Origin of the sequence: Exiguobacterium indicum HHS 31 (assembly GCF_001939065.1) — a bacterium.
Lineage (GTDB): Bacteria > Bacillota > Bacilli > Exiguobacteriales > Exiguobacteriaceae > Exiguobacterium_A > Exiguobacterium_A indicum.
This window is the reverse complement of the sequence record NZ_MPSZ01000004.1, coordinates 151,651-174,640: the sequence shown is the minus strand read 5'-3', so window position 1 is coordinate 174,640 and position 22,990 is coordinate 151,651. Positions and strand designations below refer to the sequence as shown.

The following is a 22,990-nucleotide window of genomic DNA, read 5'->3' as shown; positions in this document are numbered from 1 at the left end:
AAAGCGAAAAGGATGTTTCATTACGTCTTTTGAAAAATTTGAACCCATGTGTTGCCGAATGTCGCCGATGTCGATACGATCGCAAGACGTCGCGCCTCTTCATCGAGTAACACACTTTTGAGTAAAACGGAGGAATGACATCCCTCGAACTTATATTTCAGCTGACTCTTCTCATACAAGTAAAAACGAGATGAATCGGTGATCGAAAACAATTGGTGCCGGTGATCAACGAGCGAGTACTCCGCGTAATCCGAAAAAGGAATGATCGATTCCTGATTCGTCGCAGCGTCCCAAATCACATACCGTTCTTTTAGATCATCATAAGAAATGATCGTCGTAGGTGCGATGAATCGTTCGAACGTCAAACGTGTATCATATCCTCGCTCCACTAAGCGTCCGAACAGTGGCGCCTCTTCATAATTTGAGTACCGCCAGTCCCCTGTTTGAACGTTCACACAGACGACGTCTGTTTCTGCCGTGTACAGGAAGATCTCATCATCTTGCCACAAGAATAAATTACTGAACCATGCCTCGGAAAAAGCAGCGGGTCGCTTGATATAATCTAAATGCCCTTGCTCTAAATCTAGTAAACCAAAATAAGCTGACTCTTCAAATACGATGAACAATCGTCCACCGCCTGGCTCAATGTACCAGGAGAATGGAACATACGCACATGCTGTTTCCCATAGTGGTCTTAAATCCGCATCACATTTCATAAATCCGTGGCGATCTCGAAAAAGAAGCAAATCCTCCCCGATTCGATCAAACAGTGAGACGGATTCATGGAGTAACAGCTCTGCAGCAGGTTTATACATATGCATCACTTCCTACTTCATACGGTATCAACCTTCTCAGTTTCTCGCTACTATTGATGCGCTCGGCTTGCACCTCCTGTTATACTAACTTCATGGAAAAAGGAGGACGAACACGATGAAACCTTTACAATTATCAGCAGAGACGGCTGTCGAACTCGCAAAACGTCTGAACGTACCACTTGAACAACTGATGCATATGCCGCGCCATATCTTGATTCAAAAGCTCGTCGAACTCGAGCAGGAACAAGCGAAAACAGAATCTGATTCGTCTAGGGAATCGGAATCTTGAGTAAAAAGCCTCTATTCCAATGACGGAAAGAGGCTTTAATCTTCGTTTAAGATTGTGGATGATAGTCGGATTTACCGTAACGGAAGACATTGATGATTGCTTTTCCGTCACTCGGATAACCATTCGGATGATCGATCGGGAAGAGGGAGAAAAAGACGAAATAAAACGAGAAATACGCAAATTGGTACGTAAAAATCGATGCCTCGAACACGCCGGCATAAATAAGACCATTTACGACTAAGATACTCACCAAGTTCGCGATCGATCCACCAGCATAGACCATGATATTAGCAAACTTCGTTTCATGACGCAGCGCCTCATATTGACACCATCCATCCCAAAAATAAACACGATTCAGTCGAATTGGACCAACACGAAGCAATGATTTGCCTGAACCAATATTGATTTCCATGTTTCCACCGAACAATCGGGCGAAAAAGTAATGACCCATCTCATGAATCAATGTCACGATAGGCAGCAGTAAAAAGAACGATAAAAAGAATTTCCATAAATCACCGAAACCGAACATACAACGTACACCCTCTCACTTCAAAACAACATCTTAAATACTACATATAATTTTTCCCGAAAGATGTATCTTCAAACAATGTTTCGATGATTTTCGCAAGTCAATTGCATGACAGACTGACATCGGACTGTCATCCACGCAAAAAAGGACGAAGCCTTATAGCGCTTCGTCCTTTTTGATTTAATCGGTTTTCTTACGACGTTTGTTCGCTGCGTACAACAATCCGATAATCGTCAGTGCTGCACCGCCTGCTACCGCATATTTCTTGTAATCCGCTTTTCGTTCGGCGATGACCGTCGTCGTCAATGCTTGGACGACCAACTGTTTCTCTTCATGCAGTCGTGGTGCGTGCAACTTAACGGCACCCGACTCCACCAACACCTCGAATTCACCGTTTGGCAATTCAATCGTGATATCCTCTTCCGTCGCATTATGATAGACACGCTGCCGTTCGACGTATCCTTCATATGTTCGTTTCAGTTCAAAGGCAATGACACCTTCCCCTTCTTCGAGGAAACGCAGATGTTTTTTGATCATCGCTGCGTTTGCGAGACGGAACATCGGATACTGACGACGGAGGGCAATCAATCCTTTGACGTACTCGACTGCCGGACGCTCTGTTTCCGCCCGTTCATAGTCAAGACGATTGACGACCTCTCCGGCATTGAAGCTGTCACGAATTCCGTCCTTCGTCCGGAAGAACTCTTGTCCGGCATGGAGGAACGGAATCCCTTGTCCCGTCAAGATGATGGCATTCGCGAGCATTTGCCGTTTCCGACGAATCTCTTCCGTATCCTCAGGGCGAGACACCGTTAATTTATCCCAAATCGTCAAATCATCGTGCGCTTCGACATACGAGACGACCTGATTCGGTTCATCGGCAAATCCTTGCGAAGAGACGTTGCCGGCGATTCCCCGTTTGACTTCACTCGTCCGGTCGAATGCGCCACTGATGAAACCGCGGTCTTCCGGCGTTTGGACGTCGCCTTTGACCCCGTCCCGTAAACCGTTATTGAAATGAGCGATTCCTGGCATCTTCGGTGCGTTGAAATAGTTCGCTTTTTCTTCCGGATCAAGTGGCGTATCGAGATCCCAGCCTTCACCGATGATTAGAATCGATGGATCGATCCGATCAAGTGCATGACGTACCTGATTCATCGTCTCGACATCATGCAGTCCCATCAAATCGAATCGGAAACCATCCAGATGGTACTCTTTCGCCCAGTACGTCACACAATCGAGAATGAACTTCCGCATCATCAGACGTTCAGATGCGGTATCATTCCCACAGAAACTACCGTTTGACAAGCTACCATCCGCCTCTTGACGATAGAAGTAGCCAGGAACGAATTGACCGAGCGGAACCATTGCTGCATCATACGTATGATTGAAGACGACGTCCATGATGACACGGATCCCGCGATCATGTAACGCTTGTACTAATTGCTTTAACTCAAGGATCCGCGTTCGTGGATCATCCGGATTCGATGAGTACGAACCTTCCGGCGCAAAGTAATTCACCGGATCATACCCCCAGTTATAGTTATCCGGGTCGTTCGGCGCTGTCTCATTGACTGAGCCAAAATCATAGATCGGCAGTAACTGGACATGCGTCACACCAAGATCCGCTAAATAATCAAGTCCTGTCAATCCGCCATTTGGTGTCCGTGTCCCTGCTTCCGTCAGCCCAGCGAACGTACCACGTGCGACGACACCACTAGCCGGATGACTCGTTGCATCGCGTACATGTAATTCATACACAACTGCGTCTTGCGAAGAATGGAACAGTGGGCGTTCTTCGATCCATCGTTCTGGTGTCACACTTGTCGGGTCAATTAACGCACCGCGTTTTCCGTTCGTTCCGACGGCTTTCGCATACGGATCGACCGCCTCGACTTTTTGTCCGTTGATGCTCGCTTGAAACGTATAGAAATAACCTTCATATGCTGCTCGATCGAGTTCAACGACGTACGTTCCCCGTTCGCCTGCCATCATCTCGACCTCTTCGACTTTTCGTGCGCGTAGTGTCTTGTAGAGACGAATCACGACACGTTCTGCCGTCGGCGCCCATAAGCGCACGCGAATCGCCGTCTCTGAGAAGGTCGCTCCTAAATCATTTCCACTATAGGCAAATCGCTCATCCAGTTCTTGCGGTGTGAGCGTCAACATGTCTGCTGTTTGTTTCAAAGCTAAGCACCCCTTTCATTTCATGGTTTTTATTATAACAAAATTTCAAAGCAGTGGACGCTTCCGGTATTCCTCTCTAAAATAGAGAGTGGAATGAAAGGGGAGATTAACATGGCAGCAAAAGATAATTCATTTGATATCGTGTCACAAATCAACATCGAGGAAGTCAAGAACGCCGTCCAGATCGCATTGAAGGAAATCACGAACCGCTTCGACTTCAAAGGTTCAAAGAGCGACATGAAGCTCGAAAAAGAGGATTTGATTCTAATCTCAGATGACGATTTCAAACTCGATCAAGTCAAAGATGTCTTAACAGCAAAATTGATCAAGCGCGAAGTCCCGACCAAAAACCTGCAGTACGAAAAAGTCGAGCAGGCTGCTGGGAATACGGTTCGCCAACGTGTCATCCTTAAGAGCGGAATTGATCGTGACGATGCGAAAAAGATCAACAATGCCGTCAAGGAATCGAAATTAAAAGTGAAGACACAAATCCAAGATGATCAAATCCGTGTCACAGGTAAATCACGTGACGACCTACAACAAGTCATGCAAATCGTTCGTGAACTTCCGTTATCGGTCGATGTTCAGTTCATTAACTTCCGTTAATCCACTCACGTCAAATTAGCTGAACGTTTTTGTTCAGTCCATCAAACAAAAAAGGGAGGTGCTTTCTGGATTGTATCCAAAAAGTACCTCCCTTCATTTATATCGTTGCTTACTGCGCTGTATAACCACCATCGAGAACGACAGCTTGACCCGTGACACCTGCTGCTTTGTCACTTGCAAGGAAAATAGCGTAATCCGCGATTTCTTTGACTTGGAGTAACCGTTGTTGCGGAACAAGTGGATAGATGACTTCTTCTAATACACGTTCGAGTGGTACATTCCGTGTTTCAGCGAGCGAAGACAATTGGTTTTGGACGAGTGGTGTATCGACATATCCTGGGCAAATCGCGTTGACCGTGATACCCGAAGTTGCCCCTTCTAATGCTGCGACTTTCGTTAAACCGATGACGCCGTGTTTCGCACTGTTATAAGCAGCTTTCCCTGCAAAACCAATCAATCCGTTGATCGATGACATGTTCAAGATCCGTCCAGAGCCTTGTTTTTTCATGATCGGGAAGACATATTTCGTATAGAGGAATGGTGCACGAAGCATGATGCTTTGAAGCAAGTCGAATTTCTCAGTCGAGAACTCTTCGATTGGTGAGACGTGTTGCATTCCCGCGTTGTTGATGACGATATCAATCGTTCCGTAATGTGCGACCGTCTGATCGATACTTGATTTGATTGCCTCTTCACTTGTCACATCACCTGCGACAGCAAACGCATCGAAGCCTTTTTCACGAAGCGTTTCAGCAGAGCGTTTTGCAGCTTCTTCCTGAAGATCGACGATGACGACCTTCGCACCTTCTTGAGCGAATTCTTCAGCGATCTCAAGACCGATTCCGCTTGCTGCTCCTGTAATTAACGCGACTTTTCCTTCGAGTTGTTTCATCATGATGGATTCCTTCTTTCTTTATCTTTACGTGTTCGGTCTCTTTACTGTACGCTGATTGAAAGAATAATAAAAATGAATACTTGTTATGACATCTATAACTCAAAAGAATAGGAGAATACTAATGGATTTCCGCCAACTGGAATACTTTACGGAAGTGGCACGCTTCAAAAGCTTCACTCGTGCCGCTGAACATCTCCACGTCACGCAACCGACGCTTAGTAAAATGGTCCGTCACTTAGAAGAAGAACTTGAGATGGAATTGTTCGACCGGAGCAAACGACAAATCGTCCTGACGGATGCCGGCGAGACCTTATTGATTGAAGGTGAAAAGATTCTGCGACAGTTATCTGATCTGCCTTCTCATCTCTATGATGTCATGCATCTGACGAAGGGAACGATTCGTCTCGGCGTACCCCCACTAATTGGTTCGCTGTTTTTCCCAGGTCTACTGCGTCGCTTCGAAGAGATGTATCCGATGATTCAAATCGAATTAATCGAAGCCGGTGGACATGCGTTAGAAAAAGCGGTCGTCGCCGGTGAAGTCGATTTGATCGCAACGGTGCTGCCTTCGGATGAGCATTTAACGACACACCCCTTCATTGAAGAAGAACTCCATTTATTCTTACCGAATGATCATCCACTCGCTGATCGGTCGATGATTGCGTTAGAAGAAGTTTCCGACATGCCGTTCGTCTTGTTCAATGAAACGTTCTCGCTCCACGATGTTGTCTTGAACGCCTGCCAAGATGCCGGATTTACGCCTAACGTGTCTCGGGTGAGCTCGCAGTGGGACTTCTTATGTTTACTTGTCGCAGAAGGAAATACCGTGACCGTCCTTCCGCGTTCGATCGCGGATCGCTTTTCGATTCGTGGCGTCAAAACGATCCCACTTGAAACACGAGTCCCGTGGCACTTAGGAATCGCCGTTCCAACCGGTCGCTACCAATCGTACGTGACGCGGAAATGGATTCAATTCGTCAGCGATATGTATTCCAAATAAGCATACCTTTCATAAAAACCATGTATTTGTAGAATGGAAATTCTTCCTTTACGATGAGAACATCGTTAAAAAAGAAAGGAAGTCCTTTACCATGGCAACTCATTTTGAATCACGTCACGAAACAGGCGTTAAAAAACTCAGCGAATTCACAGACGCAAACGCTGCACAATCGACGCATGACAAAATCTCTGAATCCCTGAAAGATATCGCTCCAGCAGTCGGTGAGTGGATCACGGATTTCGCATACGGTGAAGTTTACAGCCGTGATGGTCTCGTCAATCGTGACCGCGCAATCGTGACGATTGCTTCCCTCGTCACACAAGGTACAGAACCACAGCTCGCTCTCCACATCAATACTGGATTGACAGCTGGTTTGACAGGAAACGAAATCGTCGAAGCTATCATGCATCTTGTTCCTTACACTGGATTCCCACGTGTCTTGAACGCACTCGAAGTCGCAAAAGTCGTCTTCGCAGAACGTGGCGTCACAGTCGAAACAGAATAAGATACGCATGACTTGATTGAAAAAAGATGGGCATGACGCATTTTCGGGTATCTCCTTAACAAAGGAGTGGTCGATCATGCGTTATGCCCTTTTTGCGGATCTTCACAGTTCAGTAGCCGACACAGCGGCTGTCCTAGCTGACATACGGCGGATCGCTCCCGATGCGCATTTGTTTTGTCTCGGTGATGTTCATGAATGCCATGTCGGTAAAAAGCGAGCGAAGCGCTATTCTTTCGAATCGCTCTCCCTCGTCGTGACGCTCGATGATGATTTTTTAGAGCTGATTGATTTTAAGACGTTACTTGGTAATCAAGAAGAGCGCATCCTGTCGCTCGTTCCACCACATCTATCTCCTGTCATCGATGCATTACGCGATTGCCCTCGAAAACAACGCATCGAGGGGGCATTGTTGATTCATGGAGACCAACTCAGTTGGTCGCGGGATTTTCTACCCGACCTGTCACAACAACGCGAACCGTTACTCTTTTTTGGTCATAGTCATATCAGAGGTTTGTTTCGAAATGGCATCGCCAAACCGAGCCCACTAGGTCAAACTTTATCCATCAAAGGAGGACGGTATGCCGTCAATCTAGGTCCCGTCATGTTCGAACGAGAATGGTGTCTTTACGATTCAGAGCAACAAACGATCGTATTCTATCAGGCGAAGTAAGAAGATACGACAAAAGCCGTCGGGCACAGGGCTCGACGGCTTTTGTTCGTGCATCTTATTGATCAGAGATAACGGACAAGCGATGCCTTGACGACATCCACTTGTGTGAAGTTCGTCTCTTCCGCGAATGTTTCGATGACTTGACGGACATCCCCTTGACGACGTACGAAGCTCGTCGGGACTGGTGTCGTACCGACAAGTTGCTCATGCAGACTCGTCAATCGATGATCATCGATGATCGTCGTCATCAAATCAAGGAATAGGAGAACATGCAGACGGTTCAAATAATCCCATGGTTTGTCTTCCGAACGGAATTCATTACGAGCGAGCCATTTTTTCAATCCGATCGCATCGATTTGACTCAACGTCTCTGTCGTACGTGCCGACTTCCAAAGCGTCAACAGTTCACCCAGTTTTTTTCGTGTCTGTTTCTTACGCATGAAGAATTCAAAATTATCTTTCGTCCGTAATGCGTCTCCTTCAATCGGAGCAATCAAATCGGCTTCCGGCGCCGTCACGAAATCGTGAACGAAATCGACAGACTCTCCCGGTAACCAAGCAGCGACTTTCCCGTGAAAATCAGCCATAAAGGCGACCGTTTCTGCCAAAGGCTCCTGCTTCATCTGTGAAGCAGCTTGCTGTAATCGTTCTTTCGTCTCAGTCTTCATAATCTACCTCTTCTTATTCGTGGATTGGTCTTACATTTCTTCTGGAGCGCCGACACCAAGCAAACGAAGACCCTCTGTCAAGACGATCGTGACCGACTTGACGAGTGCAAGACGCGATTGTTTTGCTGCGTCATCTTCGAGAACACGGACGTGTCCGTAGTATTTATTGAAGCTTTGTGCAAGATCTAAGACGTAACGGCTGATGATTGATGGCTCGCGACGTGTGAACGCGCGATCGATGACCGTCGAGAATTGGTTTAGCATCGAGACGACACCCCATGCATGATCATCGGCACTACCAGCGAATGGTGTGCCATCATAGCCACCTTTACGGAGCAACGAGTGCGCACGGGCATTCGTGTACTGGACATACGGTCCTGTTTCGCCTTCGAATTTCAACATCTGCTCAAGATCGAACTCGATGTTGTTCATCCGTTCGTTCTTCAAGTCGTGGAAGATGACGGCGCCGACACCTACTTGACGAGCCGTTGCTTCGGCATTCGCTAAGTTCGGATTTTTTTCCGCGATGTTTTGCTTCGCGACGTCGATCGCTTCTTGTAGTACTTCTTCAAGTAAGACGATCCGACCTTTACGCGTCGACATTTTCTTTCCGTCCTTCATGATCAGACCGAACGGCACATGGTGCATTCCGTCGACGTTCTCAAATCCAAGTTTCTTCAAGACTGCGAACAATTGCTTGAAGTGAAGCGCTTGTTCCCCACCGACGACGTAGAACGCTTGCTCAAAGCGGTACGTTTCGAGACGATAGACAGCAGCTGCTAAGTCACGTGTCGCATAAAGCGTTGCGCCATCTTTCTTTTTAATCAAGGCAGGTGGCATACCCTCTGCTTCGAGGTCGACGACCATTGCCCCTTCTGATTCGACGAGGAGATCTTTTTCTTCGAGCAAATCGATGACGTGTTGCATCTTGTCGTTGTAGAAAGCTTCTCCGTTCAAGCTATCGAATTTAACACCGAGAATCTCATAGACACGGTTGAACTCGACGAGTGAAACTTCACGGAACCACGTCCAAAGCGTCGTCGCCTGCTCATCACCTTGCTCGAGTTTTTTGAACCAGAGACGTCCTTCATCTTCAAGAGCTGGGTTCGTTTCCGCTTCTTCGTGGAACCGGACGTATAATTTCAATAATTCCTTGATTGGTTCTGCACGAACTGCCTCTTCCTCACCCCACATCGTGTAAGCCACCATCAATTTCCCGAACTGTGTTCCCCAGTCCCCTAGATGGTTGATCCCGACGACGTCGTACCCTTTTTTACGTGAGATTTGGTTGAGCGCGTTCCCGATGACTGTCGAACGCAAGTGACCCATCGAGAAAGGTTTCGCGATGTTTGGCGCTGAGAAGTCCGTGACGATCGTTTTTCCATTCGCTTCACTTGATCCGAACGCCTCTTGCTCCGTCAAGACTTGGTTGACGATTTCTTGCGAGACGACTTCCCGGTTCAAGAAGACGTTGATGTAAGGACCAACAGCTTGAACGTTCGAGAACAACGGCGCGTCAATTTTCTCTGCGAGCTCCGAAGCAATCATGTTCGGTGCTTTACGGAATGCTTTCGCGAGCATGAAACATGGGAATGCCAGATCTCCATGATCTTCATGTTTCGGTTGCTCGATCAGTTGTTCGATTTGTTCAACCGATAAGGCACCTTCCATGACGTGATGTAATACTTCTGCATACTGCGCTTTATAACTCATCTTTATTTCCTCCTGATTCACTGATTTTTTGGCAATAAAAAACGCCCCTTGCGCCACGCGCAAAGAGACGGAATGACCGCGGTACCACTCTTCTTGGTGTCATTTCGACACCCACCTTGTTCGGGGATAACGGGGTTCCCCCGGCTACGCCTTTTCCATCAGGAATCGGGTAGCGTCTCAGAAGTGCGTTTCACGACCGGTTCGTCCTCAGGCTTCCACCATTCCCTGATTCGCTAGTTGACGAATATCAACCGTTACTCTCTTCATCATCGACTGTATTCGATATCTTTCACATTATACGCAATTCTTTCTTTTCTCTCAACCTTATTTTTTTGGTAAATGGCTTATCAAAATTTCCACAATTCGGGTATAGGAATAAAAGATACTTCTCAGGGGGAGGGATGTTTCATGCGCTACTACCAACATGTAGCCCGGACGAGCTGGATCGTCTTCGGTCTCGTCGCCTTGACATTATTAGTGATCGGCATCGTTCATCCACCAACCTTCCATCCTTCTGTCTCCATCATCAACACCCTTTATTTATTCGGACTCGTTCTCCTGTTTCAGTTCGATAATGTCCGTCGTGGTGGCATTTACTATACATTCCAAGAAGGAATTATCTTATTTTTATTCCTCAATTACGGTTTAACGTACGCCTTGATTTTAAGCCAAATCGGTATTCTCGTCTTTCAATTCATGTCCCATCGAAAAGCGATTCGTTGGAAACGTTTCGTTTATCTTTACCCGATCAATGCCTTATTCGATTTAGTCTACATTTCGCTTCCGGCCTTTGCGTATTATGCGCTCGGCGGACCGATCGGCTCAAACTTTACGTATACGAAAGCCTTGCTCCCTTTCACCGGCTTTTTGATCACCGTCTTCCTTGTCTCTTACTTCCAATGTCTGTTCGTCAATCGCTTCCTCTACTTGAAATACGATTGGCAACGTCTCGTAAAGCTTCAGTCCCTCGTCTATGGAATCAGCATGTTAAGTGCTCTACTCGGAATCTGGTTCTACGATGAAAGTCCGCTCGTCGCGGCTACAGTTTCCGCCTTGATTCTCTTTTTGTTCAAACGTCTGTTGCAAGAGCGTGGCGACTCCCTTGAAGCAAACGATAATGCGAAGCGATTCGATGATGCGAAGGAACACTTGTTGATTTCCCGCTTCGAACGCGAGACGATCGATTCACTGCTCCTCGATTTACCACATCTGTTGCCGTTTTCTGAAGGTTGGATCTCAATTCAACAACAGCGGAAACAAGTCATCTATAACATCCGGACGAAACAACCAATCGACGTGTTACCACTGTTTCATTCCTTGTCAGCCGACGATTTGCATACCCCGATCATCTATGGGCTGCGTTGCGACTGGGGAAACGATATTCAAATCGGATTGCCTGTCGATCGTCACTCGATGTTAGCGATTCCTTCGATTACGAGCGGTGAGGTCGATGTTTCGATCATCCTGTTCCATCAAGTCGCAGACGCCTATGATGCGACGAATGCCGACGAATTATCTCGTTTGCTCCGTATCTTTTGTCGCGTCTTAGAACGCTCACGTGAAACGGTCCAACTCTATACGGAAAGTCGGACCGATGCCTTGACCGAGTTACCGAATAGTCGGGCTTTTTATGAACACGGTCGGCAGGAATTTGCCGCTGACTGCTATCCGCTCTCCTTGATCCTGTTCGATATCGATCATTTCAAACGTGTCAATGATACGTACGGTCATAAAGTGGGCGATCTCGTCCTTCGTGAACTCGGTCGACGTATCCAGGCGATCCAATTGCAATATGATGATGTCTTTGCTGCTCGTTATGGCGGGGAGGAATTCGTGCTACTGTTGCGAAATGGTAGTCAAGAGGCTGCTATCCAGATTGCCGAGACGGTCCGCCATGCGGTCATGGATCGTCCCTTCCTCGTCGATGGTCACCGACTGTCCTTAACCGTCAGCCTCGGAATTGACACAGTGGAGGAAAGATATCAACGAACGTTCGAAGAATCACTCCGTCAAGCCGACCATGCACTCTATGTCGGCGGAAAACACAACGGACGCAATTGTACCGCGCATTACGCAAATCTTTGAAAGGTCGTGACTCTATTGTCGATTACGGAAATTGAAATGACGCTACCGACATCACAAGCTCTCCGGACGATTCGGATTCATCGTCCGCCCCATTTAGATCCTTCTGAAGCGTTACCGGTGATTTATATGCACGATGGACAAAACGTCTTCAGTGGAGAAACCGCCTCGTTCGGAAAAGGCTGGGAGATTCATCTTGCGCTACAACAAACACAGATTCCGGCAATGGTCGTCGCGATCGACAGTCCAGAAGACGGAATGGATCGTTACGACGACTACGCTCCTTGGAGTGATGAAGCTTTATTGATGCGGACCGCTTATCCTTCGCACCGGAAGTCGATCGGGGGAAACGGTAAGGTCTACATGGACTGGATCATCCGCGAGCTAAAACCATACATTGATGCCAACTACGCGACACGCCCTGACGATACGACGATGATTGGCAGCTCGATGGGTGGCGTCATCTCGCTCTATGGATTGTTCGCGTATCCGGAAGTCATCACGCGCGTCGCTGCCCTGTCGACTGCCGGATGGGCAAACTTCTCCTCACTCCTTGAATTCATCGAGCGCAGTCCATCGCTGTCTACTGCCCATCGCTGTTATATGGATGTCGGGACAAAAGAAGTGAGTGGTCCGATGACCGAAACGGATTATTTACACACAAATGATGTCTTAGCACGCGCGGTCGAACAGAAACTTACTCAAAGTCGCTATACGATCATCCCGGAAGCGATTCATCATGAAACGGCCTGGGCCGAGCGTTTACCGGATGTTTTGCGTTACTTGTTTCCTTCCTCGTGAATACACAAAAAGCCGGGCGATTTCTACTAAAGAAATCCTCCGGCTTTTTACGCGTGCCTTATACTAATTCTTCTTGTTGCTCTTTTTCATAACGGTTACGCGGATGCTCCCGGCATTCATCGGAACACGAACGCATGACTTTTGGTTCGCATTCTTCACAGCAGAAGTGCTGTCGATTACATTCCGGGTTTGCACAATTAACGTAGCGCGTCTCCGGTTTTCCACAGTAGTAACATTCTGAGACGACAGAAGGATTGACGGCATTGACAGGAACTTGTACACGCTCATCAAAGACGTATAGTTCGCCTTCCCAGTCTTCTCCTTGCGTCTGTTCATCTTTTCCGTACATGACGACTCCGCCTTTTAGGTGGAAGATATCATCACTCTGTTGCCGTTTACGGAAGTACGCCGTGAATTTTTCACAACGAACACCACCCGTACAGTATGTGAGAACCTTTTTTCCTTCAAACAAATGCTCGTTCTCGTCAAGCCACTCCGGGAATTCCCGTGAAGCCTCGACATCGACTTTTACAGCATTCTTGAAGTGTCCGAGGTCGTATTCATAGTTGTTGCGTACATCGAGAATGACGACATCATCTTGTTTCATCATTTCTTTCCACTCTGCTGGTTCAAGATACGCAGCGTGTTCTTCTGGTACGTTGAATTCATCCTCAAAACGCCATGTGACGAGTTCTTTTTTGTAACGGACGAACGTCTTTTTGAAGGCGTGCTCTTCGACTTCATCGATTTTGAATTCGATGTCAGCGAATCGTGGATCCGCCGTCAAGTCCTTCATGTATTGTTCCGTTTGTTCGACCGTTCCAGAGAGTGTGCCGTTGATTCCTTCTGGTGCGATCAAAATCCGACCTTTAATACCGAGCTCTTTACAGTAAGCAAGATGCTCTTTCGTTAGCTGTTCCGCATTTTCGATCGGAACATACTTATAAAATAATAGTACGCGATAAGGTTTCATATTCCTCATTAGCCCCCATGTCAGTTTTTTGCAGTAAAACGAACGTTGGCAAACGAAGCGTCTAGCTATTGACTAGCTGGGAACGCCTGCAAAACGCACCCATTTAAGTATAATACCAACTCCCTTTCGAATGTACAATCTACAATTCCTGAATCCCTTTCAAGGAATTTCATTCCCTTTCTGAATCAGAAAGAGGTAAAATAAAACACAGTAGTACATCTCGCAAGGAGGATTCCGAATGCTCCATACACTTCGTGACTGGATCGAGCAGATGATTTTCTTTCTCCAAGACTTACCTGGAGGAGCTGCCACCGGTTTGATTGCCCCGTTTCTTGAGTCTCTATTTCCTTTCCTGCCACTCGTCCTGATCATTTCCGCGAATGCGGCAACCTATGGTTTTGGTATGGGTGTTCTCGTATCATGGGTCGGGAGCATGCTTGGATCACTCGTCGTCTTCGCTTGTATTCGATATCTATTTCGTCGTCCGGTTACGCGTTGGCTTGAAAAACACCATGCCGCACAACAGTGGATCGAACGTGTTCGTCACATGAGTCCCATCTCACTCGGATTCTTTTTTTCACTTCCTTTCATGCCTGCGTTCATCATCACGTCCATTTCCGCCATGATTCAACTATCGCTGCGGACGTATTTGATCGCTGCTGGTGCCGGTCGTCTGATCGTCGTCATCATCTTCTCGCTAATCGGAAAGGAATGGTCCACGTTCCTTGAACGTCCGATGCGTCTTGTCCTTCTATTTTTGATTTTACTCGCCATCTGGGGAGTCAGTCGCGGTACGGAAGAATGGCTGAAGCGTCGTGCGCTCTCAAAACGTGCGGATCATTTACGGGAAATCGAAGATAAGATCGAACGTCCATCTGAAAAATGACTCAAGCCTGTCTATGCTTCCATAGGCAGGCTTTTTAAGTTGTTCTCATTTTCCGGGTACTAGGTCTTTTGAATCATTTTTCGATATAATTAATATATAAAAATAACGTTCAAACAATGTTCAATATTGCAAACGCTTACATTAAATTGGTATGACCAATATTAATATAATAATGAGCTTTTCTTCTTAAAAATTAGGATAGCTTTTCCAGAAACGACATCCTTATAATGAATTTACATTCATTCCTTAAAGGAGGCGTCCTCATGCATCAAGTGTCCGAAGTTCAAAAAAATGAAGCGACTCAATCCGCTCCAGCAATCGTCGAGAGCGCTACTTTTCAACAATTGATGCGTCAAAAGAATGGCTTCATTCTTCCAGCCATCAGTTTCTGTCTTATTTTTTATTTTACGCTTCCGATTTTAACAAGCTACTTCACGATTTTAAATCAGCCGGTGTTCGGTGATATTACAGGTGCTTGGATCTTCGCTTTTGCTCAGTTCATCATGACGTGGACGTTCTGCATGATGTACAGCAAAAAAGCACGTGCCTTTGATCGACTCGTCGAACAGATCAAGGAGGAGTCGAAATGAATTATACTGCCGTTGCCTTATTTGCGGCGATCGTCGGTTTGACGCTCGTCATTACATACTTTGCTGCTCGTAAAACAAAAACTGCTAACGACTTTTATACAGCGGATGGTGGACTCACTGGTGCACAAAACGGGATGGCGATTGCCGGCGACTATATGTCTGCTGCCTCGTTCCTCGGAATTGCTGGAATGATCGCTTTAGCCGGATTCGACGGATTCTTCTACTCGATCGGCTTCCTCGTTGCCTATCTGGTTGTCTTGTACCTCGTTGCCGAACCACTTCGGAACCTTGGGAAGTACACGATGGCGGATATGATTGCCGCTCGTTTCAATGCTTCAAAAGTTCGAGGAGTCGCTGCCATGAACTCAATCGCGATCTCGATTTTCTATATGATTGCGCAACTCGTTGGTGCGGGTGCCTTGATTGAACTGTTATTAGGAATTCCTTACACGACAAGTGTCATCATCGTCGGTATCTTGATGACCGTCTACGTTGTCTTCGGTGGTATGACGGCGACCTCATGGGTCCAAATCATCAAAGCGATTCTCTTGATGGCAGGAACAGCTGTCATTTCGTTCATGGTCTTCGCCAAGTTCGATTTTTCGATCTTCAAGATGTTTTCAGAAGTCAAACAAGCGACACCGCTCGGTGATTCATTCTTGAATCCCGGAAACAAGTTCAAATTACCGCTCGATACGATTTCATTGAATCTCGCACTCGTTCTCGGAACGGCTGGATTACCACATATCTTGATTCGTTTCTTTACTGTTAAGGATGCTCCGACTGCTCGTAAATCCGTCGTATATGCGACGTGGATCATCGGTGCCTTTTATATCTTGACGATCTTCCTCGGCTTTGGTGCCGCTGCTTTCGTCGGTTCTGAAGATATCATTGCTGCCAATGCTGCTGGTAACATGGCGGCACCACTTCTTGCCCAAGCACTCGGTGGCGATTTACTCTTCGCGTTCGTCGCTGCAGTCGCCTTTGCGACGATCCTCGCCGTTGTTGCGGGACTCGTCTTATCCGCAGCATCCGCCTTTGCCCATGATTTCTATAGTCATATTCTTCGCAAAGGACAAGCAACGGAAAAAGAACAGATGACGGCAGCACGACTCGCTTCCATCGCCGTCGCCTTGATTTCGATGGTACTGGCATTGTTCGCGCAAACGATGAACGTCGCGTTCCTCGTTTCGCTTGCCTTTGCTGTCGCGGCAAGTGCCAACTTGCCAGTTATTCTCTTGACGATCTTCTGGCGCCGTTTCAATACTGGCGGAGCTGTCACAGGTATGGTCGTCGGGTTATTCTCTTCACTGATTCTCGTCGCACTCAGTCCAAACCTTTGGGCAGTCGACGGTTCAGCCTTGTTCGTCGGGGAAGCCCTCTTCCCGCTGACGAATCCAGGAATCGTCTCCATCCCGCTTGGCTTCCTCGGAGCCATCGTCGGAACATTGTTGACGAAATCGAACGAAGTTGCCGGTAACTTCGAACGTATCGTAGTCAAGGCCAATACCGGTATCGATGCAGCCGCAGAAGTCGCCGCGTCAAAAGAATAAGTTCCCCTTAACGGCTCCTTCAACCCCCTTGAAGGAGCCGTCCCCTTTTACATTCTTCTCATTCATTGCCATACTAAGTGAAGAATAGAGAAGAAAAGGAAAGGAAGACTGTACATGGATCTCGCTTTTTATTATTTCTTAATCCTCGGATTTTTCATTGGAATCATCTCCGGCTTTTTCGGAATCGGTGGCGGTATCATCTTGACGCCCCTACTACTCATTTTAGGATATGCTCCAAGCGTTGCGATCGCGACCAGTCTCATGTTGACTCTCGGATCAACGGTTTCAGGTACGCTCTCTCACTTACGCCTTAAAAATGTCGTCTGGCGCGATAGCCTTGTCGTCGGGGGCGTTGGAATCATCGGTTCGACGATCGCGACACCACTTGTCCTTCGTTTAGAGGAAGTCAACGGTGCTCATCTCGTCATCTCGATCGTTTATATCGGACTCCTACTCTACTTCGCGAATAAGTTCTTACGTCCGAAAGCAACGACCGGAGAACAGACAGGTTGGAAAAATCGATATCTTGCCCTTGCCTTTACTGGTCTGTTCGCTGGATTCATCTCTTCGCTTCTCGGTGTCAGCGGTGGATTCATCATCACACCGTTACTCGTCGGGATTGTTGGCTATGAGTTGAAACGTGCGGTTGGAACGAGTATTGCCTCCGCGTTACTGATCGTCCTATCGGGACTCGTCAACTATACGGTCGCGAGCACGAATATCGATATCCTCGTTGGAATCATGCTGATTGTCGGCGCCTTGCTCGGAGCACCGATTGGCGCGAAGCAGTTGACGCATTTCGAAAGTCCGTTCGTCAAAAAGTATCTCGGTATCTTCTATTTGACAGTTGCGGTCAGTGTTCTACTCGAAGTCATCGGCTGGAACGTCGCTTCACTCTCTGTACTCGTTGCGCTTAGTTTAATTTTCCTGCTAACACTCCTCATCTACAGTCGTCGTCGAACGAATGGATGAATCGTCTCACCAGAAAAGGGGCTGACTCAAAAGTCAATCTCTACAAAAATAAGGGTGGCAGAATGATGATCTGCCACCCTTATCTCGTAAAAAAAAGAATGGCGCGTCACATGCCACTCCTACAGGAACAAGCGCATTATGCGCTGTCAGAGACAAACAAGACCCGCTTTCCTGCTTGAATGAAGCAGGAAAACTGGCTTGTGTCTCGCCTGAGGAAAGGGCGTGAAAAGACGCGTCATTCTTTTTTTGAGTCAGCCGCTTTTTTCCGTTAAGCCACTCGTTTGTGACCGGCTCGTTCATAGTCTCTCGTTTGTTCAATGACTAAGTGCGACAAGAACAACATTCCAATCAAGTTCGGAATCATCATTAATCCATTTGCAATATCTGCGACCAGCCACAACGGTTCTAATTGCGCGACAGCACCATAACAGGCTGCGAGCGCAAAGAACACGCGGTATCCTTCGTTGAAGCGTGTCGTACCGCTCAAGTACTCCAAGCACTTCTCTCCATAGACATACCACCCAATGATTGTTGAATAACCGAAGAAGAAGACGGAGAAAGCGACAGTCCATTCTCCAAATGATCCAAGAACACTCGCAAAGGCGGTTGCTGTCAGTGCTGCCCCGGAAAGATTCGCATCATGCATCATACCTGAATGTAGCCCACCTGATGGATCCCAAAAACCTGTCGTCAGAAGGACAAGTGCCGTCATCGTACAGACGATCAAGGTCACGATGAAGGTACTCGTCATCGAAATCAATCCTTGTTCGGCCGGACGCTCACTTTTGGCAGATCCAGCAATCAAGGCTGCAGTCCCAAGTCCTGCTTCGTTCGTAAAAATTCCCCGCGCTACACCAACTTGCATTGCCATCATGATCGATACACCGGTGAAGGCTCCCGCAGGCGCAAGCGGCTGGAAGGCGTACTCAAAGATTAAACCAAAGGCTGGTAGAATCTGATCTGCCTTCAATACTAAAAGGACACAAGCGGCACCGATATAGAGTAAGCTCATGATCGGAACGAAGATCGTCGAGATTGCACTGACGCGTTCGAGCCCACCACGAATCGATACATAAACCGCAATTGCGAGCAGAATGCCGAACACTAGCAGCGGCATACGGAACGATTGCTCAAGCACCGTTGCCATCGCATTCGCTTGCACCGTATTCCCAACACCAAATGATGCGATCAAACCAAATACTGCAAACAGGATGGCGAGGAATTTAAATTTAGGTCCTAGTCCCTTTTCGATATAATACATCGGTCCACTGACGGCTTCGCCGCGTTCGTTTCGACTTCTAAAGAGAATGGCAAGGAGGCTTTCTGCATATTTCGTCGCCATTCCAATTAAACCGATGACCCACATCCAAAAGACTGCGCCCGGTCCGCCCATCGTCAAGGCGACTGCGATCCCTGCGATGTTTCCGTTTCCGATCGTCGCCGCGAGGGACGTCATCAACATCTGAAAGCTACTGATTTCACCTTCACCTTGCCCTGATTTTTGAACAGATAATTGAAACGCTTGTTTTAAGCGCCGAAACTGAAGACCACGTAAGCGGATCGTAAAGTACACTCCTGTTCCTACCAACAACACCATACTCGGAATCCCCCAGACCCAAGCCGATATCAGACGTAATACTTCCATGCCATTTCATCCTCTCTCTCATTTCCGAGGCTTACCGTAGCATGTAGTTGTGTTTTCTTACAATACAAAAGAATATTTTTTGTGATTTTACACAATAGAAGATATACTAAAACTATCGAGTGAAAGAGAAAGAAGGGAAATCCCATGTTAGAAGCTTCATATCATTCCTTAGACGACTTAGCGGAAGCAATCGGTATTGCCTTGAATGCCCCGATTACGATTGAAGATCGCAATCACCGCCTTCTTGCGTATAGTACACATACAGCTGATACCGACCCTGCCCGTGTCGCAACGATCATTGGTCGCCGGGTACCGGAATCGGTCATCGACCAACTCTGGAAAGATGAAGTCATCCAGAGCCTTGCTACACAAGATGATCCACTCATTATTTCTGCACGCACGGATGTCGGACTGAATGACCGTGTCGCCATTGCGATCAAGCAAGATTCAGAAATTCTCGGCTATATTTGGTCGATTGCTCGAAGCACGCCGTTTACTCCTTCGGAACTAGCGGACTTAAAGAAAGGAGCTCTACTTGCTCAACGTCAGTTACTGGCGATTGACATGCAGAAAAAACGGAAGGAAGAGCAAACGGAACAGTTCTTCTTCGAGTTATTACATGAAGAACTATCCGAGTCGGAGATTCTGAAAATGTTCTCTAAACTCCATGTCGCACCACCCGGCATCAGTCGCTTGACGGTCATTCGTTTTTCAGAGGCAATCACACCGCGTCTCGCCGATCGCCTGCGCTATTTATTGACGATTCAGCAGACGGTTCGTCCGTTACTTTATGCATATGACGAGACGGATTTTATCTTGTGGATCAGCACAAACGACCGCGACGCAGAACAAGAACGTCTGCAGTTCGACGCCTTCATCCAGTCGTTTCGACAATTACTCGCGGAGCGGTTCGATTATACGGACTTCGTCGCAGCAAGTAGTGAAGTCTTCACCGGCGTCCAAGCCATTCCCGAGCGCTATGAAGAAGCGGGCATCGTCTTGCGTCTGAAAGACGCCTTTCCATTCGAGCTGAAGAACGTGACCCGTTACGAACGCCTCGGTCTATTCCAGCTCTTACCGATTTTCTCAGAGCGTTTGCGACGGCGGACGGTTCGCTTGGAAGAAATCGAACGGTTGCGCGCTTATGATGTGAAACATGCCTCCTCCTTATGTGAGACGTTAGAATGGTTCCTTCATTATGATGGGAACGTCAAACAAGTCGCCTCCCATCTCCATGTCCACCCGAATACGATCCTCTATCGGATGCGACGAATCGAGGAGGAAGCGGGCATTCGAATGGAATCTTTACCTGAACGTTCCTTACTTTATTTGTACCTAAAAGCAGACCGATATCCTTTGTGATTTTTCACAAAGGATATCGGTTATTTTTGAAAACGCCGATAAAGTAGAACGCTTTCATTTCTCGTATACTGAAGATGAAGAGAAATTGATTTGTTTATTTGCGAAAGGGGATCGCGTTCACATGATCATTGGAGTATTAAAGGAAATCAAAAACAACGAAAACCGTGTTGCATTAACACCTGCCGGGGTAGCAGCGTTACATGCACAAGGACATCGTGTCATCATTGAATCGATGGCAGGTATGGGGAGTGGCTTCACGAACGAAGAGTACGTCAAAGCAGGTGCTGAAATCATCGCGACTGCTGCTGAAGTCTGGGCAACAGCCGAACTTGCTTTAAAAGTTAAAGAGCCGATCGCTTCAGAGTACCAATACTTCCGTCCGGATCTAACATTGTTCACGTATCTTCACCTAGCGGCTGAGCCAGAATTGACACGTGCACTCGTTGATTCAAACATCACAGCAATCGCTTATGAGACGGTTGAGAAGAACCGCACACTTCCATTGTTAACACCAATGAGTGAAGTCGCAGGACGTATGGCATCACAAATCGGTGCACAGTTCTTAGAAAAACCACACGGTGGTATGGGCATCCTGCTTGCAGGTGTTCCTGGGGTTCGTCGTGGAAAAGTCACAGTCATCGGTGGTGGTGTCGTCGGAACGAACGCTGCGAAACTCGCAGTTGGTCTCGGTGCGGATGTCACGATCATCGATGTCAGCCCAGAGCGCCTTCGTCAGCTCGATGATATCTTCGGTAACTCGATCAACACGTTGATCTCCAACCCGTACACGATTGCTGAAGCGGTCGCTGAAAGTGATCTCGTCATCGGTGCCGTCTTGATTCCAGGTGCAAAAGCACCGAAACTCGTCACTGCCGATATGGTCAAACGCATGAAGCCGGGCGCTGTCATCGTTGACGTTGCCATCGACCAAGGTGGTATCTTCGAGACGGTCGACCGTATCTCGACGCATGATGACCCAACATATGAAAAATTCGGTGTCGTTCATTACGCAGTCGCGAACATGCCAGGTGCTGTTCCACGTACGTCTACACTAGCGTTGACGAACGCAACGCTTCCGTATGTCCTTGAGCTCGCGAACAAAGGCACACACCGTGCGCTTGCTGAAAACGATGCTCTTGAAAAAGGATTAAACGTCGCACAAGGATTCGTCACGTACGAAGCCGTCGCACGCGATCTCGGATACACGTACAAATCCGTTGAAGATGTGCTTCACCTACACGCATAATCTTGAAAGTAGAAATAGTCGATGATTCCTTTTTGAGGAACCATCGACTATTTTTTATTACTTCTTGAGGCAACACTCGGCTTGTCATATGATGAGAAACGAAGACTTATGATTTTGAACTAGTAGAGGGGATCTCATTACATGACACAAACCATAACCGCCCATTCTCATGAACTCCAGAGCCACGTCGCTGAAGTCGCGTTACTCGAAACACTGACATCCGATACAGAAGAGAGCGTACGTATTGCCGCAACCGAGCGCTTACGTGTTTTCGTCCCATCTCATCCATTGCTCAACATTGCTACAGCTCATTCCCTTTACTTCAAGAACGAACACACTCAAGCGCGCCAACTGATCGAAGAGACACATCAGCAACTCGGCGAACATGTGCAAGGATACATACTCCTCGGTATCATCAGTGAAGAGGAAGGGTATATGCACGAAGCAGAACAGTTTTTCCTTTCAGCCATCACACGGTTCCCTGAAGAGCCAGCAGGACATCGTTTCCTTGCCGTCCATTACAATCATCGTCAATTTTATGGGGAGTCCGCTGTTCATGCGTTTACATATTTAAAGAAGGTTGGCGCATCTGGAATCGATACGCTGATGGCCATTGATTCCATCCAACAATTAGACGGTCATTCAATCGACATGTTGGAAGCACTCTATACATTAATCCTTGGCGTATCCCATCTCGACAAAACCAGCGTCTTTCATGCGACAGCTTCTGTCAATCAAAGCATTCAATATGAGAAGTTGCATGCTACATTGCGCGAAGACAGCGACGAGACCCTCTACGCTCAGCTCGACGAATGCCTTTCCAACATGCTCGAGCATGGCTTGTTCGCAGCTGTTTATGACGATTCCGAAGAAAAGATCTATCGCCATGTCTTTCAGGAGATGTGTCGGGATATGACAATCCGTCATGCAGGTTGGCGTGCGTATCCGGACTATATTCGATTACGCTTTCTCTATTTCAAACAATTGTTGTTACGCGACTGAA

22 protein-coding genes and 1 other annotated feature are annotated in these 22,990 nt (G+C 47.3%); of the genes, 14 read left to right on the top strand and 8 right to left on the bottom strand.

What is annotated here, in order from left to right; translation table 11 throughout:
* Window positions 1-20: 20 nt before the first annotated feature.
* Window positions 21-815, bottom strand: coding sequence for a hypothetical protein (locus N179_RS11665; RefSeq protein ID WP_082663182.1), 795 nt, complete (start codon window positions 813-815; stop codon window positions 21-23).
* 115 nt (window positions 816-930) lie between these two features.
* On the opposite strand from N179_RS11665, the gene N179_RS11660 reads away from it, so the two are divergent.
* On the top strand, window positions 931-1,104 hold the full coding sequence (locus N179_RS11660) for a YycC family protein (protein ID WP_075642923.1): 174 nt from the start codon (window positions 931-933) through the stop codon (window positions 1,102-1,104).
* A gap of 46 nt (window positions 1,105-1,150) precedes the next feature.
* On the opposite strand, the gene N179_RS11655 is transcribed toward N179_RS11660, so the two are convergent.
* Both N179_RS11655 and pulA read right to left on the bottom strand, forming a co-directional pair.
* Complete coding sequence (locus N179_RS11655; RefSeq protein WP_058265683.1) at window positions 1,151-1,633, bottom strand: site-2 protease family protein; 483 nt, start codon at window positions 1,631-1,633, stop codon at window positions 1,151-1,153.
* A 180-nt stretch (window positions 1,634-1,813) separates the two neighbouring features.
* Window positions 1,814-3,820 (bottom strand): type I pullulanase, encoded by a 2,007-nt coding sequence (gene pulA / locus N179_RS11650; protein WP_244150234.1) that lies wholly within the window; start codon window positions 3,818-3,820, stop codon window positions 1,814-1,816.
* 111 nt (window positions 3,821-3,931) lie between these two features.
* Here pulA and N179_RS11645 point away from each other — a divergent pair, with 111 nt between their 5' ends.
* Window positions 3,932-4,426, top strand: a complete 495-nt coding sequence (locus tag N179_RS11645) for a YajQ family cyclic di-GMP-binding protein (RefSeq protein ID WP_023469671.1) — start codon at window positions 3,932-3,934, stop codon at window positions 4,424-4,426.
* Between the two features lie 109 nt (window positions 4,427-4,535).
* On the opposite strand, the gene N179_RS11640 is transcribed toward N179_RS11645, so the two are convergent.
* Window positions 4,536-5,321 (bottom strand): 3-hydroxybutyrate dehydrogenase, encoded by a 786-nt coding sequence (locus N179_RS11640; RefSeq protein ID WP_023469672.1) that lies wholly within the window; start codon window positions 5,319-5,321, stop codon window positions 4,536-4,538.
* A 121-nt stretch (window positions 5,322-5,442) separates the two neighbouring features.
* Here N179_RS11640 and N179_RS11635 point away from each other — a divergent pair, with 121 nt between their 5' ends.
* The 3 genes from N179_RS11635 to N179_RS11625 all read left to right on the top strand — a co-directional run bounded on the left by N179_RS11635 (window position 5,443) and on the right by N179_RS11625 (window position 7,496).
* Window positions 5,443-6,321 carry a LysR family transcriptional regulator gene (locus tag N179_RS11635; protein ID WP_058713924.1) on the top strand — a complete coding sequence of 293 codons (879 nt, stop codon included), beginning with the start codon at window positions 5,443-5,445 and terminating at the stop codon, window positions 6,319-6,321.
* A gap of 91 nt (window positions 6,322-6,412) precedes the next feature.
* A complete protein-coding gene (locus tag N179_RS11630; protein WP_023469674.1) occupies window positions 6,413-6,826 on the top strand; it encodes a carboxymuconolactone decarboxylase family protein in 414 nt (137 codons plus the stop codon).
* Window positions 6,827-6,902: 76 nt separating this feature from the next.
* Window positions 6,903-7,496 carry a metallophosphoesterase family protein gene (locus tag N179_RS11625; protein WP_058713925.1) on the top strand — a complete coding sequence of 198 codons (594 nt, stop codon included), beginning with the start codon at window positions 6,903-6,905 and terminating at the stop codon, window positions 7,494-7,496.
* A 62-nt stretch (window positions 7,497-7,558) separates the two neighbouring features.
* Here N179_RS11625 and N179_RS11620 read toward each other — a convergent pair whose 3' ends face one another.
* On the bottom strand, window positions 7,559-8,164 hold the full coding sequence (locus N179_RS11620; RefSeq protein WP_050678446.1) for a hypothetical protein: 606 nt from the start codon (window positions 8,162-8,164) through the stop codon (window positions 7,559-7,561).
* Window positions 8,165-8,194: 30 nt separating this feature from the next.
* Window positions 8,195-9,877 carry an arginine--tRNA ligase gene (gene argS, locus N179_RS11615; protein ID WP_075642922.1) on the bottom strand — a complete coding sequence of 561 codons (1,683 nt, stop codon included), beginning with the start codon at window positions 9,875-9,877 and terminating at the stop codon, window positions 8,195-8,197.
* A gap of 60 nt (window positions 9,878-9,937) precedes the next feature.
* Window positions 9,938-10,156 (bottom strand) — a binding site (T-box leader).
* Window positions 10,157-10,285: 129 nt separating this feature from the next.
* On the opposite strand from argS, the gene N179_RS11610 reads away from it, so the two are divergent.
* Window positions 10,286-11,962 carry a GGDEF domain-containing protein gene (locus N179_RS11610; RefSeq protein WP_075642921.1) on the top strand — a complete coding sequence of 559 codons (1,677 nt, stop codon included), beginning with the start codon at window positions 10,286-10,288 and terminating at the stop codon, window positions 11,960-11,962.
* A gap of 15 nt (window positions 11,963-11,977) precedes the next feature.
* Entirely contained in the window at window positions 11,978-12,760 is a 783-nt protein-coding gene (locus N179_RS11605) for an alpha/beta hydrolase (protein WP_075642920.1), read from the top strand.
* A gap of 58 nt (window positions 12,761-12,818) precedes the next feature.
* Here the strand turns inward: N179_RS11605 and trhO are convergent, their stop codons facing one another.
* Window positions 12,819-13,733 (bottom strand): oxygen-dependent tRNA uridine(34) hydroxylase TrhO, encoded by a 915-nt coding sequence (trhO, locus tag N179_RS11600; protein ID WP_082663183.1) that lies wholly within the window; start codon window positions 13,731-13,733, stop codon window positions 12,819-12,821.
* A 238-nt stretch (window positions 13,734-13,971) separates the two neighbouring features.
* On the opposite strand from trhO, the gene N179_RS11595 reads away from it, so the two are divergent.
* The 4 genes from N179_RS11595 (at window position 13,972) to N179_RS11580 (ending at window position 17,734) form a co-directional block, all read left to right on the top strand.
* Entirely contained in the window at window positions 13,972-14,619 is a 648-nt protein-coding gene (locus N179_RS11595) for a TVP38/TMEM64 family protein (protein ID WP_023469681.1), read from the top strand.
* A 263-nt stretch (window positions 14,620-14,882) separates the two neighbouring features.
* Window positions 14,883-15,209, top strand: a complete 327-nt coding sequence (locus tag N179_RS11590) for a DUF485 domain-containing protein (protein WP_023469682.1) — start codon at window positions 14,883-14,885, stop codon at window positions 15,207-15,209.
* On the top strand, window positions 15,206-16,762 hold the full coding sequence (locus N179_RS11585; RefSeq protein ID WP_075642919.1) for a solute symporter family protein: 1,557 nt from the start codon (window positions 15,206-15,208) through the stop codon (window positions 16,760-16,762). Before N179_RS11590 ends, N179_RS11585 begins: the two co-directional genes overlap by 4 nt.
* 114 nt (window positions 16,763-16,876) lie before the next feature.
* Window positions 16,877-17,734, top strand: a complete 858-nt coding sequence (locus N179_RS11580) for a sulfite exporter TauE/SafE family protein (protein ID WP_075642918.1) — start codon at window positions 16,877-16,879, stop codon at window positions 17,732-17,734.
* Window positions 17,735-18,002: 268 nt separating this feature from the next.
* Here N179_RS11580 and N179_RS11575 read toward each other — a convergent pair whose 3' ends face one another.
* Window positions 18,003-19,379, bottom strand: coding sequence for an alanine/glycine:cation symporter family protein (locus N179_RS11575; RefSeq protein WP_075642917.1), 1,377 nt, complete (start codon window positions 19,377-19,379; stop codon window positions 18,003-18,005).
* Between the two features lie 144 nt (window positions 19,380-19,523).
* Here N179_RS11575 and N179_RS11570 point away from each other — a divergent pair, with 144 nt between their 5' ends.
* From N179_RS11570 to N179_RS11560, 3 genes are all read left to right on the top strand, one after another.
* Window positions 19,524-20,741 (top strand): PucR family transcriptional regulator, encoded by a 1,218-nt coding sequence (locus tag N179_RS11570; protein ID WP_035395605.1) that lies wholly within the window; start codon window positions 19,524-19,526, stop codon window positions 20,739-20,741.
* Window positions 20,742-20,862: 121 nt separating this feature from the next.
* Entirely contained in the window at window positions 20,863-21,987 is a 1,125-nt protein-coding gene (ald, locus tag N179_RS11565; RefSeq protein WP_029342897.1) for an alanine dehydrogenase, read from the top strand.
* 141 nt (window positions 21,988-22,128) lie between these two features.
* Window positions 22,129-22,989 (top strand): tetratricopeptide repeat protein, encoded by an 861-nt coding sequence (locus tag N179_RS11560; protein WP_075642916.1) that lies wholly within the window; start codon window positions 22,129-22,131, stop codon window positions 22,987-22,989.
* The last annotated feature ends 1 nt before the right edge of the window (window position 22,990 follow it).

Bases quoted from the DNA above. Each gene is read 5' to 3' on its own strand.
- N179_RS11665 (WP_082663182.1), bottom strand. From the start codon at position 815: ATGTATAAACCTGCTGCAGAGCTGTTACTCCATGAATCCGTCTCACTG.
- N179_RS11660 (WP_075642923.1), top strand. From the start codon at position 931: ATGAAACCTTTACAATTATCAGCAGAGACGGCTGTCGAACTCGCAAAA.
- N179_RS11655 (WP_058265683.1), bottom strand. From the start codon at position 1,633: ATGTTCGGTTTCGGTGATTTATGGAAATTCTTTTTATCGTTCTTTTTA.
- N179_RS11645 (WP_023469671.1), top strand. From the start codon at position 3,932: ATGGCAGCAAAAGATAATTCATTTGATATCGTGTCACAAATCAACATC.
- N179_RS11640 (WP_023469672.1), bottom strand. From the start codon at position 5,321: ATGATGAAACAACTCGAAGGAAAAGTCGCGTTAATTACAGGAGCAGCA.
- N179_RS11635 (WP_058713924.1), top strand. From the start codon at position 5,443: ATGGATTTCCGCCAACTGGAATACTTTACGGAAGTGGCACGCTTCAAA.
- N179_RS11630 (WP_023469674.1), top strand. From the start codon at position 6,413: ATGGCAACTCATTTTGAATCACGTCACGAAACAGGCGTTAAAAAACTC.
- N179_RS11625 (WP_058713925.1), top strand. From the start codon at position 6,903: ATGCGTTATGCCCTTTTTGCGGATCTTCACAGTTCAGTAGCCGACACA.
- N179_RS11620 (WP_050678446.1), bottom strand. From the start codon at position 8,164: ATGAAGACTGAGACGAAAGAACGATTACAGCAAGCTGCTTCACAGATG.
- argS (WP_075642922.1), bottom strand. From the start codon at position 9,877: ATGAGTTATAAAGCGCAGTATGCAGAAGTATTACATCACGTCATGGAA.
- N179_RS11610 (WP_075642921.1), top strand. From the start codon at position 10,286: ATGCGCTACTACCAACATGTAGCCCGGACGAGCTGGATCGTCTTCGGT.
- trhO (WP_082663183.1), bottom strand. From the start codon at position 13,733: ATGAAACCTTATCGCGTACTATTATTTTATAAGTATGTTCCGATCGAA.
- N179_RS11595 (WP_023469681.1), top strand. From the start codon at position 13,972: ATGCTCCATACACTTCGTGACTGGATCGAGCAGATGATTTTCTTTCTC.
- N179_RS11590 (WP_023469682.1), top strand. From the start codon at position 14,883: ATGCATCAAGTGTCCGAAGTTCAAAAAAATGAAGCGACTCAATCCGCT.
- N179_RS11585 (WP_075642919.1), top strand. From the start codon at position 15,206: ATGAATTATACTGCCGTTGCCTTATTTGCGGCGATCGTCGGTTTGACG.
- N179_RS11580 (WP_075642918.1), top strand. From the start codon at position 16,877: ATGGATCTCGCTTTTTATTATTTCTTAATCCTCGGATTTTTCATTGGA.
- N179_RS11575 (WP_075642917.1), bottom strand. From the start codon at position 19,379: ATGGAAGTATTACGTCTGATATCGGCTTGGGTCTGGGGGATTCCGAGT.
- N179_RS11570 (WP_035395605.1), top strand. From the start codon at position 19,524: ATGTTAGAAGCTTCATATCATTCCTTAGACGACTTAGCGGAAGCAATC.
- ald (WP_029342897.1), top strand. From the start codon at position 20,863: ATGATCATTGGAGTATTAAAGGAAATCAAAAACAACGAAAACCGTGTT.
- N179_RS11560 (WP_075642916.1), top strand. From the start codon at position 22,129: ATGACACAAACCATAACCGCCCATTCTCATGAACTCCAGAGCCACGTC.